The sequence below is a fragment of the Advenella sp. FME57 genome (assembly GCF_014897675.1).
Lineage (GTDB): Bacteria > Pseudomonadota > Gammaproteobacteria > Burkholderiales > Burkholderiaceae_B > Advenella.
On sequence record NZ_JABUXU010000014.1, the window covers coordinates 50,317 to 66,384 of the forward strand.

Here is a 16,068-nt window from a genome sequence, read left to right on the forward strand (position 1 = left end):
GCCCTAAGCGCTTACAGCAAGCGGCGCAGCGACTCAAAGAACAACATAGACTGCAGCCGTTCCTGCTGTATCTGGCTGGCCGCCAGTGCTGCCTTGTCTTCCTCCACCGACTTTAACGGCAAGCCCGATGAATGCGCCAGTACTTCCACGCGCGCAGCGCGCTCCAGATAGTACAAATCATCGTACGCATAAGCGACGCTTTCACCACAGACTATCGGACCATGATTCGTCAAAAACGCAACATCGGCGCCATTCATGGCATGTGCAATGCGCTCGCCCTCGGCGTGATCCAGCGCCAGACCGTTATAGGTACGATCGACAGCGATTCGGTTGTAGAACCGCATCGCATTTTGCGATAGCAGCGGGTCCAGCCCGCCGTTCTCCGTCAGCGTCAGTGCAGTCGCATAAGGCATATGCGTATGCAGCACACATTTTTTGCGTGCAATCCGATGTACGGCAGCGTGAATAAACAATGCAGTGGGTTCAATTTCATGTTTGCCCCACAATTTATTGCCATCGGCATCAACCATGACAATATCCTCGGCCTGTATTTCAGACCACTGGAAGCCGCGCGGATTCAGCAGGAACCAGTCGGCACAGGCGGGCACCTCGGCGCTAAAGTGATTGCAGACGCCCTCCGAAAGATCATGAAAGGCAGCCGCCCGCAAGGCCAGCGCCAGATCCTGGCGCAACCGGGTTGTCTCGTCCGAGTGATAAACGGCTTCATATTGATTCTGGATGGTGTCCATCCCGCTCTCCCTGATAATATTATTTTTCCAAACGTCAAATACCCCGCCTGCGAATGAAATACAATCGTTCACGCAGTATCGCCCACATTAGCAAGGCACGAGGACCGTATGACTAGTCTAGTGCCAATTGGCTCATTTGTGTAAATTTCGATCTGCTCAGCGATTTGCCACCTATTTACAGGGTCTCGCCATGAAAATCACACTGCACTATATTTATGATCCCCTTTGCGGCTGGTGTTATGCCGCCGAGCCCCTGCTTGAACGCGTTCTTGCCTCTCCCGTGCGCGAGAAAATTGCATTTGAAATGCATGCGGGCGGGCTGTTCCAGCGCATGACGCTGCCACAAAGCAAACGGGTCCAGATTGGCCAGGCCGACGCGCGTATCGCAAGCATGACCGGCCAGATTTTTGGCCAGCCCTATCTAGACGGATTGCTCGCCCGCGACGATACCATTTATGACTCCTTGCCACCCATTGCGGCCATTCTTGCGGTAGGCGCGATATCTACGGGCAGTGAATCAGCCATGTTGCAGGCCATCCAATATGCACACTACCGCGAAGGCCGCGCCGTCGTCCAGGAAGATGTGCTGGCAGATCTGGCGCAGTCGCTGCAGATTGACCGCGCGTTATTCATCAGGACTTATCACGACATACTGAATGACAATATCCAGGCGCATCTGGACAGCACGCTCACGCTGATGCATTATGCCGGCGCACAAGGCTTCCCGGCCTTTGTGATTCAAAAGGACGATGTGCTCGAAAAACTGCAGCACGAGCGCTACTATGGTGATGCGGCTGGCTTTACTGCCCTGGTCGAAGAAAAAGTGGGCCCTGACCAAGGTGGGCGCTCATCACGATGATTTTCACCTATTTATATCTGGCTGGCGCGATCGTCATGGAAGTGCTTGCCACTTCCTTTCTTAAATCGTCCGAGAGCTTCACACGGCTTGTTCCTTCAATCATCACTATTGTGGGATACGCCGCTGCGTTTTACCTTTTGTCGCTCAGCTTGCGCACGATGCCTACTGGTATTGCGTATGCAATATGGTCGGGAGCCGGCATCGTGCTCATCTCGCTGATCAGCTGGATCTGGTTCGGGCAATCTCTTGATGGAGCCGCACTGCTGGGCATCGGCCTGATTATTGCCGGTGTCATCGTCATCAACGTATTTTCCGGCAGCGTTTCGCATTAGGGCAGTCAAGAAGGTTTCGCCTACAAATACTGGACCTGTCCACAACGGATGATTCGCTCAGGCATCATTTGTGGCACCTGGTCAACCGTCTGTCATTTTTGGGGGATATGCTGGTGCTTTTTACCCGAAAACAGGAACTTTCATGCCACTTACTCCCGAAGACATTCAATCGCTGTACGAGCAATATGGCGCCTCATTGTACGACGGCGAGGCAGTCACGCAACTGGAACATGCCCTGCAAGCGGCCTGTCTTGCCGAGACCGAGCGCGCTGCCGATTCGCTGATTGCCGCAGCCCTGTTGCATGACCTGGGCCACATCCTGGAAGCGCGCAATCAGGAGCGTGATAATGCATTCCCGGGCGTCGACCATCGCCATCAATTGGCCGCCGTGCCTTTTTTGCAGCCGGGGTTTCCGGAATCGGTCATTGAACCGGTCAAAATGCACGTCGATGCCAAGCGCTGCCTGTGCGCCATTGACCCAGATTATTTCGGGACGCTGTCGCCTGCTTCGGTGCACAGCCTGGGTCTGCAGGGTGGCCCGTTCAGCCAGGCAGAGGTTGAACAATTCCAGCAACGCCCTTACGCCCAGGACGCACTGCGTCTGCGCCGATGGGATGATCTGGCCAAGGTGCCGCAACGCACAACGCCTGATCTGGCACATTTCATGCGCTATGTGAAAAAGGTGTACCTGCCTGCTGCTATCACCCTCACGACGTAACGCCCACTGCGCTCGCCGTCCTGACCAGGGACAGCGCGAGTGCTTCAGCTGCCGAGCGCTGCTCTTCGCTTTGCAAAAGACCCGCTTCATCAAATGCGTTGGCGGCAAAGGGAATCGCCATGACCGATGGCAATACCAACATGCCCAATCCTGACAATACCGTGCGCAAATGCAACAGGCCCAGTCTGGTTCCAGACGGGCCTGTGGTTGCGCCACCAATGGCTGCGACCTTGCCAATATAGGGTACTTTGCCGGGCTCGTCGCCGTCTGCACGCGACACCCAGTCCAGCGTATTTTTCAGCAAAGCCGAGATGGAGGAATTTTCCTCCGGAGAGGCAAAGAACACGCCATGATGCGACTTGAACAGCGTTCGCAGTTGCCGCGCAGCGTCGGGCAAGCCAAACTGCGCTTCATCATCGCCATGATAGATCGCCATCGAATAATCGGCCAGGCTAATCAATGTCGCAACGCCCCCGGCCTGCTCAACCGCCAGCGCCATATGACGAGCCAGACGGGTATTGTAGGACTGTCGTCGAGTGCTGCCCGAGAGCAGCAGAATATGGGGCTTGCCCGTGATCGGTTTGTCGTTCTCAATTGGCGTCATTGCATGTTTCCTGAATATCATTATGACATTCATCATAACAAAACCAACTGTCGGTCTGATTGATCGACAATTACACCTGGCCTTGTCCCAGACAAAAAAGCGCCACCGGTTTATGTGCGGCGGGCAAAGTCAGTTGCCTGGCAAGCGCCTCGTCATCTATCCCCATGACCAGCACGCCGCCCAGATTCTCGACTTGCGCTGCCAGATAAAGGTTCTGTGCCACGGCGCCGGTCTCTACATCTACATAGCGGGCACCGCGCAAGCCATCGGGCTGCTGGTCAGCAAAATGGCGCAATGCCAGGGCATAGTCGGCAGTAATGACGATCACAACAGGGGCTGTCTCCAGCCACAGATCATCGGCAAGAGAGGCCGAAAGCAAACTGCCGGAAACAGGGGCATGGGCCAGCCGCTCAAGACCGTTGCGTTCGGGCTCAAACAGATAGTTGCCCACCTCTACGCCCTGCACGCGTCGTACAAGAACCGTCAAACCTAGCGGGTACAACGCATGCGCCGATGGCGCACCCCGCTTGCCGTCGCTGCTGTTGACCCCTTGCGCGCAGGTGAGGATGCGTATGAGTGCCTGTTCATCAATCGGCGCGTCGGTAAACTGCCGGACAGAGCGGCGACGCGAAATCAATGTATACAGAACATCACGTTCCTGCTGTGAAGCCGTAACGGCCATGACAAGCTCCATAGTAAATACGAAAATTCATTATATACGGCGATTCATCAGACAGCAGTTGCTCGACGGGCATCATCACGCAGTGCGCTACACTGGCCACCACTAGAACAGATCAGGTAGTGACTGCCTGATCCTGGTCAATTCCTGCCAGGGATCGCTCGCAAGCCGGGCCAGGCGTTGCGGCAGATTGCGGATATGGAAGGCATCTGACGATTTTATGCGTCCCAGCTCTTCCCAACGCAACGGTGTAGCCACTGCGGCACCAGGCCGGGCACGCAGCGAATACGAACAGACACTGGTGGCGCCACGCCCATTGCGCAAATAGTCCACGAAAATCAGTCCCTTGCGCTGTTTTTTGGAGGCCGTTGCGATATAGGTGTCCGGCTGCGCCCCGGCCAGCGATTCGGCAAAAGCACGTGCAAATTGTCGTGCATCCTCCCAGGGCACGGGCGGGTTCAGCGGCGCCACTACATGCAGCCCTTTACCTCCGGTGGTGCGTACAAACGATTGCAACTGCAATTGCTCCAGCAGATCGCGCACCTGACGCGCCGCCTTTTTCACCGTGGCCCACGGCACTTCGGCAGAAGGGTCAAGATCAAACACCAGACGGTCGCAGTCGTCCGGGCTGTCGGCCAGCGCACCCCATGGATGAAACTCCAGCGCGCTAAACTGCACCAGCTGCATGACATCCTTCTTGTCGCGCACCATCAGATAGTCCTGCCTGCCACCCTGCTCTTCCTGCAGAATGACCGTACTGACATCCATGCCGGCCGTATGGTGTTTCTGGAAAAAACAGGCTTTTTGCGTGCCATCCGGGCAGCGCAGCACCGATAGCGGCCGTCCGGCTACCCCCGGCAACAACCAGTCCATCACGCGTTCGTAATAGTCGGCCACATCCTGCTTGCTCACATGCATCTCGGGGTACACCATGCGATCCGGGCTACTGATATGAACGATATCTTTTTTCATAGGCTCCTCTTTTGCCTGGCTGCCTCGCAGATCGGCAGCAGACTTGTCTTCTCTCAATGTTTTGAAGGCCGTGTGACGCAACAGTCCCTGGCTGCTGTGTCCACGATAAAACACCTCGACCACCTGTTGGGGCCTGACCCATTTTGCACGCCGCAGATCGGAATCGATGCCTGCAACCGTCACGGTCGGTTCGGCCCCTGCAACCGGTCGCAACATGGCCGATAGCTGACGCAACATCGCGTCGTTCATGCCGGTGCCGACACGCCCGGCAAGCCGCCAGCCAGTCTTGCCCTGGGGCGATGCCAGCAGTAACGAGCCAATCCCCGTGCGGCTGCCTTTGGGTTCAATGAAGCCGGCAATGGCAAATTCATCACTGAGTTCCATTTTTATTTTCTGCCAGCTTCTGCTGCGGCCATCGTGATACGGGGCATTCACCCGTTTTGAAATAATGCCTTCGAGTTTTTCCGCTGTTACTCGCTCAAACACCTGCGGACCGAAACCCACCAGATGCGAGCTGTATCGCAATCGTGATGGCGCGTCTTGTAATACTGTCTGCAGCAACGCCTTGCGATCCTGCAACGGCACATCGCACAGATCAAACCCTTCCAGATGAATCAGGTCGAACAGCAAATAACTCAATGGCGCCTGCCTTTCACCAGACAGCGTGGCCTGCAATGCTGAAAAATTGCTGCGCACGCCATCGAGCACGACCAGCTCCCCATCAAAGGCGGCCTGCTGCAACCCGAGCGACGCCATATCACGCGCGACATCAGGCAAGCGCGCCGTCCAGTCCAGACCATTGCGCGACCACAAGGCTGGAGTGCCGTCGACAATCGTGCACAGCAGGCGATAGCCGTCCCATTTGACTTCATGCAGCCAGTCCTCGCCAACAGGCGCCTTGTCTGCCGTATGACATAATTGTGGCGCAAACGGTTTGTGCTGCAACGATTGTCGCTTTGCGCCCTTGAAGGCATCAAGCTGCGCGTGCCAGGCCACCGTTGCCGGATCTCGCTGGCGTTGCGTGCCGGCTGCGGCTTTTTTTGTTGCGCCTTTTGATGTTGCACCTTTTGATGTTGCACCAGTAGTAATTTTGCCTTTTGCCGTTTTTCCTGTGGCGGTCTTTTTAACCGCACCCGTTTTTTTTTCGATAGCTCTTTTGCCATCCGTGGCAGACGGTGCCGGCTCATCGACAAAGTCATCGGCCTCCCTGTCCTGGGCAAAGGCATCGTCCTGTTTGATCAGCAACCACTGTTGCTGGCGACTGCGACGATGGCTTCGGATCAAATGCCATCCGCCCTGCAAAATATCGCCAAACAGTTCAAACTTCAAATGCCCTTTAGCCAGTTGCGTTTCGGCCTCTTCATTAGTGCTCCAGATGCCGCTATCGAATATTCTGACATTGCCTGCGCCGTATTCGCCTTTGGGAATATCACCCTCGAAATTGGCATAGCTGACTGGATGGTCCTCAACTTCCACCGCCAGGCGCTTGACCGTCGGATCCAGACTGGGGCCTTTGGGCACGGCCCAGCTCTTGAGCGCACCGGCAACCTGCAGACGAAAATCATAATGGCGATGGCTGGCATGATGCAGCTGGACGACAAAGATGGGTCGGCCACCGCCCATGGCGTCCACCTGCGGTTCCGGAGTACGGTCAAACCTGCGTTTGCGCTGATAGTCGGCAAGGCTCATAGGCGCTCCCGGTCTGTCGTTTTGGATAAGTGTGCGTTAGGCCGCCTTTTTAGTGCTGGCAGCACGCTTGCGTGAACCGGCCCCGGACGAACCGGCGCTTTTCTTTGTCGTTGCCTTGGCGGCTTTTCTGGCGGTCGTCGTAGATTTGGACGTCTTGCCTGCCGCTTTACCGCTGGCCGTTTTACCATTGGCCATAGTGCCCTTGCGCTGCGCAGCTTTGCTCGCCGATTTTGCCGGAGCCTTTTTGCTCGCCTTGCTTGCCGTGCTGTCGCTGCCTTTGGCAGCAGATTTGGACTTGGCCGCCTTGGGCGGTGTCCGCTTGTTGGTTGCCAGGCTTTGCTTGAGCAGCGACATGAAGTCGACCACATTGGTAGCGGCATTCTCCGGTACCGCGGCATCTTCCAGTTCGTCCTCCGGACGGTGGCTGACCTTGTTGGCTTTCATCCGTTTTTTAATTACATCTGAAAGCCGCTGTCGGAATTCGTCCTTGTATTGGTCAGGTTTCCAGTCGGCTTGCATGGATGCGATCAATTGACTGGCCATGTCCATTTCCTGACGGGAAATCCGGTAGTCGCTCAACTTGCCTTCCGGAATCCGGTAGTCTTGCACATCGATCAGCTCCTGTGGATATCGCAACAGAATCAGCATGAGCGCATCGCCTTGCGGCATGACGGCACACAGATATTCGCGCGTGCGTATGACCACACGTGCGATCCCGATCTTGCCGGCATCGCGCAGCGTTTCGCGCAACAGCACGTAACCTTTTTCCGCCTTTTTTCCCGGCACCAGCACATAGGGTTTTTCGAAATAAGCCGGCCCGATAGCACTGGCGTCGATAAAGGCCTCTACATCAACCGACTCCTTGCTTTGCGGTGCTGCATCGCGAATATCATCGGGCTCAAGCACCACATAATTGCCTTTGCTATATTCGAACGCCTTGACGATGTCTTTCCACGGCACCTCATCTCCGGTGTCGGCATTGACCCGCTCGTATCGCACTGGCGCCTTGTCACGCGAGTCCAGCATCCGAAAATGCAGATCCATGCGCCGCTCCCCGGGCATCAGCGCCACGGGTATATTCAACAGTCCAAAAGAAAGCGTACCATTCCAGATCGGGCGTGCCATATCAGGTCCTTATTCAAGGTCATCAATGCGCCAAACGCAGCGCGAGTCCTGCAACATTGTGAAGCGGCGCAGAGGCTGCTTCAATATCAAATGCAATGAAACGAGTGGTGTTTCCTGTGATCGTTCAGGCCTACGTGACCTTTTGACCCAATGCGTCGATCAGCGGTGTGCCGTCATCACGATTGACGGCGCCTTTTTGCGGCAGCGGCAAAATATCCAGCACCAGCTCTGACGGGCGGCACAGGCGCGCGCCTTTAGGCGTGATCACAAAGGGACGATTGATTAGAATCGGGTATTCAATCATGGCATCCAGCAGCCGATCGTCGCTCACGGCCGGGTCATCCAGCCCAAGTTCCTTGAACAGCGTCTCTTTCTGCCGCACGGCATCACGTACGCTGATTCCGGCCTTCTCTATGATTGCCATGAGCTCTTCCCGGGAAGGCGGATTGTGCAGGTATTCTATGATATTGGGCTCGACACCCGCATTGCGGATGAGCGCCAGCGTCGTGCGTGAAGTACCACAGCGGGTATTGTGATAAATTGTAATGTCCATGAGGAGGGACTCCTGTACCGTTGGTGGTTCAATCATAGCACTTAGCTTGCTTAAATGCGTGCAACCTTCAACAGAGAGGCCAGCGCAGGATTATCGTCCTTTTCCCGCCATGCCACAGAGATTTCCTGATGCAAATGTGGCGTGCTGTCGGACAAGGGAACGTAGTGCACGCTTGGGTGGATCAGCGCTGTCAGATTTGCCGCCACCAGTGCGACCGACAGACCCGTCGCAATAATGCAGACCATGCTTGCCACCTGTGCACATTCCTGTTCAATATTCGGATAAAAGCCCGCCTCCATACAAGCAGCCACCAACTGCGCATGCGCAGCGGGCACCCGTTCACGTGAAAATGCAACAAATGACTCCTCAGCGAGTTCTTTAAGAGACACCTGCTTTCTCTTACTCAACGGATGGTTAACCGATAACGCGACCATCAGTCTGTCGCGTGCATAAACCCGCGTGGCAATCCCCGGCGCTTGCGATGCCAGCGGTGTTCGCAGCAGACCGACATCAAGGCTGTGATTACCCAGTTGCTCCAACTGATCCAACGTGGTCGTCTCCACAAGACGAAACGTGATATTCGGATATTGTTTTCGAAATCGGGTGATTAGATCCGGCATGAATCCGTAACCTACGCTGCCAATAAAACCCATAGAAAGATGGCCAATAGTGCCATGCCGCGCATGCTGCGTTCGTTCGATGGCCAGTCGCTCGTATTTGAGCCACTGTTTCGCTTCCTCAAGGAACACCCGCCCTGCAGCCGTCAGAGTGACGTTTCGTTTATTCCGTTCGAACAACTGTACATCAAGCTGCTGCTCCAGCTTTTGAATGGCCTGGCTAAGCGGAGATTGCGCGATATTGACGCGCAACGCCGCACGACCGAAGTGCAGCTCTTCAGCGACGGCAATAAATTGCCTGAGTAGTTTGCTGTTCAGCATAAAGACATTATTTATCTCAATTGACATTATTTATATATTAGACACGAATGTCTGACGACACTAGAATTTTCCGATAAATCAATGGAAACAATGACGATGACTCAAAATACACAAGCCGAAAGCGATGTGCGACGCACCATCCAAACCTTGCTGTCACAAGAACCAACACTGGGTAAACAGCCCGATTCGTGCTTGTCGCTGCATGGCACGCTGCCGGCCTTCGATTCGCGACACAAGTTGGCGGTGAGCGCGGCATCTGCCATAGGTGCCTATGCTGTAGCCGTGCAACAATGGTGGAAACAAGCAAAAGGCAGCTCCCAAACCGTTGAGCTCAATTGGATGCAGGCTGCAAGTTCACTGAATCCGGGGCATTTCCAAACCCAGAGTGGCTATAGTCTGCCAGCCCTATCTCTGCTAACCGAGCTGAAGGCCGACTTTTATCGCACGCAGGATCAGCGCTGGTTTTTTCCCATCGGTTCATATCCACATTTGCGCGATGGTGTGCTCAAATTGCTGCACTGTCCCAATACTGAATCCGGACTGGCCGAGGCGATTGCAAAATGGACGGCTCATGACCTGGAAGAAGCCTTCGCTACAGCACGCCTACCGGGCATTTATGCCAGAAACCAGCAAGAGTGGCGCTCACACCCGCAGGGCAAGATCCTAGCGGCACAGCCAGTCATACAGATTGAAAAAATCGACGACAGTGAGCCCGTTCCCGTTAAGGCATACCAACGCCCCCTTGACGCGCTTCGTGTGCTCGATATGGGCCACGTAATCGCCGGCCCAGTCGTTGCCCGCACACTGGCTGAGCATGGCGCTGAAGTGCTGAGACTGGACCCTCCGTTGCGTCAAGACCCTTTCCGGCAAACCATAGACACAAACATTGGCAAACGTTCGGCATTTTGTGATTTGGACCGCGATAGCGATTGCACACAGTTGCGCGAGCTGATTGCCAACACAGATGTCATGGTCCAATCCTGGCGGCCGGGCAGCCTGCAAGCACGGGGATTTGGTGCGATACAGTCAGCGAGCATCCGCCCGGGTATTATTTATGTGTCTGTGAGCGCTTACGGTGACAGTGGACCGTGGGCAACACGCGGCGGATTCGAGCAACTGGGCCAAATTGTCAGTGGCATAGCCACGACTGAGGGTGATGCCAACCGACCCCGTTTGGTGCCCACCTATCTGCTCAACGATTATCTGACCGGTTATCTGGGCGCCACCGGCGTCATGATGGCACTATTGCGCCGGGCCCGTGAAGGTGGCAGCTATCATGTCAAAGTGTCCCTTACACGTACATCAATGTGGGTGCAGGACCTGGGTTTACTTGCCCCACCGGATGCCGCTATTTCTGGCCAGCACTTTGCCGCAACCCTGCGACCGGAACTGGAACGTAGGGACTCCCCCTACGGTCCGCTGGAACAGTTGGGACCGGTCGCCCAGTTCTCTGATACACCCGCAAAATGGACGCTACCACCCTCTCCCACCGGAGCGTTTCCTGCCCGATGGCAGGAGTGAACACATAAGAATATATTCGAACGTTGACATTGGAGACAAATATGAAAACAATCCCTTCCGTAATGGCAATCACGCTGGCCACCAGCCTGAACGTAACAACGGCTTATGCCGACTCTACTTACCCAGACAAACCTGTAAGCGTAATTATCGGCTTTTCGCCCGGCGGCCCAACAGATGCCATAGGTCGTGTCCTGTTCCGAAAAGTGGCCGATGTAATGAAAACACCGTTTGTGATTGAAAACCGACCGGGTGCCGGCGGTAATATCGGATCGCAGGATTTGGCCCGGGCCAAGCCCGATGGCTACACGATCATGTACGGAACATCTTCGGTCACCACAGCACCACCACTTTTCAAACGCGATGACCTGAATCCCGAAAAAGCGTTTGAAGCAGCCTCCTGCACGACCAAAGTTCCATTGATTCTATTGGTAAACAATAAAGTTCCGGCCGATAACGTGAATCAGTTCTACAAACTGGTTAAAGATAATCCCGGGAAATATTTTATGGGGTCCTCTGGAAACGGGGCTATCGACCATCTTGTGGCCATGGAGATTGCCAGCAAGTTGGGACAACAGTTCCAGCATGTACCGTACAAGGGAAACGGCCCTGCACTGACCGATCTAGCCGCCGGCAACGTGAGTTTCATGTATTCCGGCTCGTTCAATAGTGCCCTGCCCTTTATTCAGAAAGGTATTATCAAGGCACTGGCAGTTACATCGGAAAAACGTTCAAGCGCCCTGCCGGAGGTCCCGACTTTGAGCGAAAGTGTGACTGAACTCAAGGGCTATGATGCTGGCACCTGGCAGACTTTGCTCGCCCCCAAAAACACGCCGCCGGCGGTACTGAACACGCTTGATGATGCAGTGCAGACTGCATTGAAAGACGAGGAAGTCCTCAAAAGCCTGCACTATCAGGGCGCTGACATTATGCATATGTCTGCTGCAGAATGTCAGGCCTTTATCAAGAATGAATACACCCGCTGGTCAAAAACCATCAGCGATCTCAATTTGAGCGCCAAATAGTTCCCCCTGTGGCAATCAGCCCTGACTTTGCTGCAATGCCTGATCCAGGTCAGCCAGAATATCGTCGATGTGCTCAATGCCAATAGAGAGCCTGACCATATCCTGGCTGACCCCGGCCTTCTCCAACTCCTGCTCGTTGAGCTGGCGGTGGGTGGTCGTGGCCGGGTGGCATGCCAGAGATTTGGCATCGCCAATATTTACCAGGCGCGTGATCAATTGCAGCGCATCAATAAAGCGCGCGCCGGCCTGGGCATCACCTTTGACGCCAAAGCACAGGATGGCCGATGGTTTACCACCCATATATTTGCGGGCCAGTTCGTGTTCCGGATGATCGGGCAGACCCGCATATTTCACCCAGCTGACTTGCTCATGCTTCTGCAGAAACTGTGCCACCTTCAGCGCATTTTCACAGTGGCGCTCCACGCGCAATGCCAGCGTTTCAATACCCTGCAAAATCTGAAAGGCAGCCAGCGGAGCCAATGCGGCCCCCGTGTTGCGCAACGGGCCGACGCGACAACGCCCGATAAAGGCCGCTTCGGCAAATGCTTCGGTATAGACCACGCCATGGTAGGCCGGATCTGGCTCATTCAGTACCGCAAACCGTTGCTTGTGCTCAGCCCAGGGGAACTTGCCGGAATCGACCACGGCCCCCGCAATGGTCGTGCCATGGCCGCCCATATATTTGGTCAGCGAATGCACAACAATATCGGCGCCGTGCTCAAAGGGACGGCACAGCGCCGGCGTTGCCACGGTGTTGTCCACGATTAGCGGGACCCCGTGCCGGTGCGCAGCGTCTGCCAGTGCGCGCAGATCAATCAGATTGCCAGCCGGGTTGCCAATGGATTCGCAGAACACCGCTTTGGTTTTGTCATCGATCAACGCTTCGAGCGCCGCAATATCATTGTGAGGCGCCATGCGCACCTCGATCCCCTGGCGTGGAAATGCGTGGGCAAACAGGTTATAGGTACCGCCATACAGTTTGCTGACCGATACAATATTGTCGCCAGCCTGGGTAATAGTCTGGATGGCATAGGTGATGGCTGCCATTCCCGAGGCGACCGCCAGCGCCGCAATCCCGCCTTCCAGGGCGGCTACGCGCTCTTCCAGCACCGCATTGGTCGGATTCATGATACGCGAGTAGATATTGCCGGCAACTTTCAGATCGAACAGGTCGGCGCCATGCTGCGTATTATCAAAGGCAAAAGAGGACGTCTGATAAATGGGTACAGCGACTGCCTTGGTAGTGGGTTCCGGCGTGTAACCCGCATGAATGGCCAATGTCTCAAGCTTCATTTCTTCTCCTTTCTGAAATCAAATATCAAGGTAAATATCAAATACCCTGAATGACATAATAAATATCTGATCCCGCTTTATACCCGACATCACCGGTTCTGTCAGCCTTCCAGTTGATCTTTACTTATGTGTTGGATATATATGCTGTTGCGCACTGGCCAGTTGCAAGGGGCCCTGTGCCTTGCTTTGGCCTGCGGCCAGTATTGCGCCCTGCGTGCGCCGGCCCTTGCGGTACTCATCGGGCGTGGTTCCCATCAGGCGGCGAAACATGCTGATGAATGCCGACGCGCTGCTGTAACCCAGATCCAGGCCAATCGCTTCCACGGTTTCTCCCCGATCAAGCCGCGCCAGCGAGGCCAGCACCTTGAGCCGCTGTCGCCATTCAACAAAAGACATGCCCAGATCACGCTGGCAACGGCGCATCAGTGTTCTCTCTGTAGTATGGCTGATCGCGGCAAACTCGGCGATCGTGCGTGCATCACCTGGATTGGCCTGCAGCGCCAGCAACACGGGCTTGAGCAAAGGATCGTCCGAAGTGGGCAGGTAGGTCCCGGCACAATCGGCCTGCTCCAGCTGATCCACCAACACCCGCAACAGGCGTTGTTCCTGTAACGTAGCGACAATGGCCGGTGGCCTTCTGCCCAGCTCATCGAGCAGCGCCCGCATAAACGGGCTCACGGTCAATGCACAGGTCACGCCGGGCAACGTCTGACACAGCGCTGCGTCCACATACAGGGAGCAGTGAATACCCGCATGACGATTGAACGCGATGTGCTCGGTACGGGGCGGCAGCCAAAGACCATATTGGGGCGGCGCAAGGTAATGCTGGTGGGCCAGCTCGATCTCCATGATGCCGCTAAAGGAGTATACAAACTCCCCCCAGTTGTGAAGATGACGCGGGTACACCGTGTCTGCCTGCACGCTCACCACCCGAAAAACGATCGGTGCCGGCAATGTCGTCTCAAACGGAGGCCGACGCAAATGCGTCGCGTTGCTGGGTGAGAAGCCAGATTTTTTCATGAACATGATCGTATACAAGGCTATATAACGGATTTAAAGGCCAATAAAGGTGGCGCGCTAACGGCAATACCTACAGCAGGCAAACGACGCCCCCGTATCCTGCAGCAGTCAGAATTATCTGAAAAATCAGCAAACCGTCTCTGAAGGGCGCTTGCCGCCCGCGTACAAGAAGTTGCCTCGATACCGATAATTGGCTTAATACCGATATCGATTGTCATATTTACAGTATATGGTGATTATCCGTCAATGAGATAATTCTGTTTCACAATAGACTTATCACGAACAGGAAAAAAAATGGAACACCGCAGGGCAATTGATCGCAAGGCTACCGGGCTGATGCTGCTTACTTGCGCAATTTGGGGTCTGCAACAGGTCGTGCTCAAGGGCGCGGCGCCAGACGTTGCGCCTGTATTTCAGATTGCTGTGCGCTCCGGCATTTCAGCCATCATGGTGTACATCCTTATCTATGCGCGCGGCGACCGTATTGTGCTGTCTGACGGGACCTGGAAACCCGGGATTGCGGCCGGGCTGCTGTTTGCCCTGGAATTTCTGCTGGTTGCCGAGGGGTTGCACCATACCACAGCCTCTCACATGGTCATATTCCTATACACCGCCCCGGTATTTGCCGCCCTTGGGCTTTACTGGAAGGTGCCCGACGAACGCCTGAACAGGGTCCAGTGGCTGGGCATTGCCATCGCTTTTTCCGGCATTGTCGTAACCTTTACCGGTCGCAGCGCATCGGCTGATCCCGGCGGCGCCAATCCGCTGTTGGGCGACTTGCTTGGCATCTGTGCAGCCATGGCCTGGGGCGCGACCACAGTCGTCATACGCACCACTCGCCTGAACAACTGCCCAAGCACGCACACCTTGCTGTATCAGTTGATTGGCGGCTTTGCAGTCCTGATCGTTGCCGCCATCCTCATGGACCAGACTTATTTCAACCCTACGCCGCGCGCCTTTGCCGCCATGGCATTTCAGATACTGGTTGTGTCCTTCGGCAGCCTGCTCTTGTGGTTCTGGCTGCTGCGCCAGTATCTGGCATCCCGGCTTGGCGTCCTGTCGTTCATGACCCCGCTTTTTGGCATTGCATTTGGCGTATGGCTGCTGGACGAGCCGCTGGAACCCAATTTCGTGGCCGGCGCCCTGATGGTTCTGCTTGGCATATTGCTAGTCAGCGGCTACGAGTGGATACAGCAAATTATTGCCCGCCGTCGCAAACTATCGCATTTATAAGTTGTTTGTCTGGTACAGACTGGTATAAGCTAGTGCAGACCACAGCGCCTTTGCCTGCAGAACCTTTTACCGGAACCACAGTATGAGTTTGGAGTTTTTACTGACGTCCCTGATCGTGGTGATCTCGCCTGGCACAGGCGTCATCATAACGGTCGCAGCCGGCCTGTCACGGGGCCGCCGCGCCGCCGTCATCTGCGCTTTCGGTTGCACGTTAGGCATTTTGCCGCACATGTTCGCCGCCATTACGGGTCTGGCCGCGTTGTTGCATACCAGTGCCCTTGCTTTTGAAATAATCCGATACGCCGGTGTCGCCTATCTGCTGTATATGGCATTCACGACCTTGCGCGCGCATGGCGCGCTGAAAATTGAAACCGGCGCCACGCCCCGCTCCAATATGGATGTGATTCGCTCCGCGATTGCCGTCAATGTGCTCAACCCCAAGCTGTCTATTTTTTTCTTCGCCTTTTTACCGCAATTTGTCGGCAACCATGCCAGCAACCCGCTACCGATCATGCTGGAGCTGTCTGCCGTTTTCATGGCAATGACATTTATCGTTTTTACCGGTTACGGCGTCTTTGCCGCAGCGGTTCGCCACCACGTGATTTCTCGACCCCCGGTCATGACCTGGTTGCGCCGCAGCTTTGCCGCCGCCTTCGTTGCGCTGGGCGCCAAACTTGCATTGACCGATAGATAGCCGCTCGGGCACCGTCAACATGAGGGCTTTTCGAGGACGCACCTGCCTGCGCCACTGCCCCCGGTTT

Annotated in this window: 16 protein-coding genes; 7 read left to right on the plus strand and 9 right to left on the minus strand. The window is 55.4% G+C overall.

Annotated elements, in window-relative coordinates:
- Window positions 1–11 precede the first annotated feature (11 nt).
- On the minus strand, window positions 12–749 hold the full coding sequence (locus INT32_RS15995; RefSeq protein WP_193089716.1) for an aldolase: 738 nt from the start codon (window positions 747–749) through the stop codon (window positions 12–14).
- A gap of 190 nt (window positions 750–939) precedes the next feature.
- Between INT32_RS15995 and INT32_RS16000 the strand changes: the two genes are divergently transcribed.
- From INT32_RS16000 to INT32_RS16010, 3 genes are all read left to right on the plus strand, one after another.
- On the plus strand, window positions 940–1,608 hold the full coding sequence (locus INT32_RS16000; protein WP_193089717.1) for a DsbA family protein: 669 nt from the start codon (window positions 940–942) through the stop codon (window positions 1,606–1,608).
- A complete protein-coding gene (locus INT32_RS16005) occupies window positions 1,605–1,940 on the plus strand; it encodes an SMR family transporter (RefSeq protein WP_226817144.1) in 336 nt (111 codons plus the stop codon). The genes INT32_RS16000 and INT32_RS16005 overlap by 4 nt, the downstream gene beginning before the upstream one ends.
- Window positions 1,941–2,082: 142 nt before the next feature.
- Entirely contained in the window at window positions 2,083–2,658 is a 576-nt protein-coding gene (locus INT32_RS16010) for a phosphonate degradation HD-domain oxygenase (protein ID WP_193089718.1), read from the plus strand.
- Here the strand turns inward: INT32_RS16010 and INT32_RS16015 are convergent.
- The 6 genes from INT32_RS16015 to INT32_RS16040 all read right to left on the minus strand — a co-directional run bounded on the left by INT32_RS16015 (window position 2,648) and on the right by INT32_RS16040 (window position 9,218).
- Window positions 2,648–3,262: an NADPH-dependent FMN reductase gene (locus INT32_RS16015; RefSeq protein ID WP_193089719.1), complete on the minus strand. Its 615-nt coding sequence runs from the start codon at window positions 3,260–3,262 to the stop codon at window positions 2,648–2,650. The two genes, INT32_RS16010 and INT32_RS16015, sit on opposite strands and share 11 nt — an antisense overlap.
- A 70-nt stretch (window positions 3,263–3,332) precedes the next feature.
- Window positions 3,333–3,944, minus strand: a complete 612-nt coding sequence (locus INT32_RS16020) for a SagB/ThcOx family dehydrogenase (RefSeq protein WP_193089720.1) — start codon at window positions 3,942–3,944, stop codon at window positions 3,333–3,335.
- Between the two features lie 102 nt (window positions 3,945–4,046).
- Window positions 4,047–6,602: a DNA ligase D gene (gene ligD / locus INT32_RS16025; protein ID WP_193089721.1), complete on the minus strand. Its 2,556-nt coding sequence runs from the start codon at window positions 6,600–6,602 to the stop codon at window positions 4,047–4,049.
- Window positions 6,603–6,638: 36 nt separating this feature from the next.
- The gene (locus INT32_RS16030) at window positions 6,639–7,727 is read right to left on the minus strand and encodes a Ku protein (RefSeq protein WP_193089722.1); all 1,089 of its coding nucleotides are present in this window, start codon (window positions 7,725–7,727) and stop codon (window positions 6,639–6,641) included.
- Between the two features lie 130 nt (window positions 7,728–7,857).
- Window positions 7,858–8,280, minus strand: coding sequence for an arsenate reductase (glutaredoxin) (gene arsC, locus INT32_RS16035; RefSeq protein WP_193089723.1), 423 nt, complete (start codon window positions 8,278–8,280; stop codon window positions 7,858–7,860).
- A 50-nt stretch (window positions 8,281–8,330) separates the two neighbouring features.
- Window positions 8,331–9,218, minus strand: a complete 888-nt coding sequence (locus INT32_RS16040; RefSeq protein WP_193089724.1) for a LysR family transcriptional regulator — start codon at window positions 9,216–9,218, stop codon at window positions 8,331–8,333.
- Window positions 9,219–9,314: 96 nt separating this feature from the next.
- Between INT32_RS16040 and INT32_RS16045 the strand changes: the two genes are divergently transcribed.
- Window positions 9,315–10,739, plus strand: a complete 1,425-nt coding sequence (locus INT32_RS16045) for a CoA transferase (protein WP_193089725.1) — start codon at window positions 9,315–9,317, stop codon at window positions 10,737–10,739.
- Between the two features lie 41 nt (window positions 10,740–10,780).
- Entirely contained in the window at window positions 10,781–11,761 is a 981-nt protein-coding gene (locus INT32_RS16050) for a tripartite tricarboxylate transporter substrate binding protein (protein WP_193089726.1), read from the plus strand.
- Between the two features lie 15 nt (window positions 11,762–11,776).
- Here INT32_RS16050 and INT32_RS16055 read toward each other — a convergent pair whose 3' ends face one another.
- Together INT32_RS16055 and INT32_RS16060 are read right to left on the minus strand one after the other, a co-directional pair.
- Window positions 11,777–13,054 (minus strand): bifunctional O-acetylhomoserine aminocarboxypropyltransferase/cysteine synthase, encoded by a 1,278-nt coding sequence (locus tag INT32_RS16055; protein WP_193089727.1) that lies wholly within the window; start codon window positions 13,052–13,054, stop codon window positions 11,777–11,779.
- A gap of 120 nt (window positions 13,055–13,174) precedes the next feature.
- The gene (locus INT32_RS16060) at window positions 13,175–14,074 is read right to left on the minus strand and encodes a helix-turn-helix domain-containing protein (RefSeq protein ID WP_193089728.1); all 900 of its coding nucleotides are present in this window, start codon (window positions 14,072–14,074) and stop codon (window positions 13,175–13,177) included.
- Window positions 14,075–14,368: 294 nt separating this feature from the next.
- Here INT32_RS16060 and INT32_RS16065 point away from each other — a divergent pair, with 294 nt between their 5' ends.
- Entirely contained in the window at window positions 14,369–15,307 is a 939-nt protein-coding gene (locus tag INT32_RS16065; RefSeq protein WP_193089729.1) for a DMT family transporter, read from the plus strand.
- An 82-nt stretch (window positions 15,308–15,389) separates the two neighbouring features.
- Window positions 15,390–16,001: a LysE family translocator gene (locus tag INT32_RS16070; RefSeq protein WP_193089730.1), complete on the plus strand. Its 612-nt coding sequence runs from the start codon at window positions 15,390–15,392 to the stop codon at window positions 15,999–16,001.
- Window positions 16,002–16,068 lie beyond the last annotated feature (67 nt).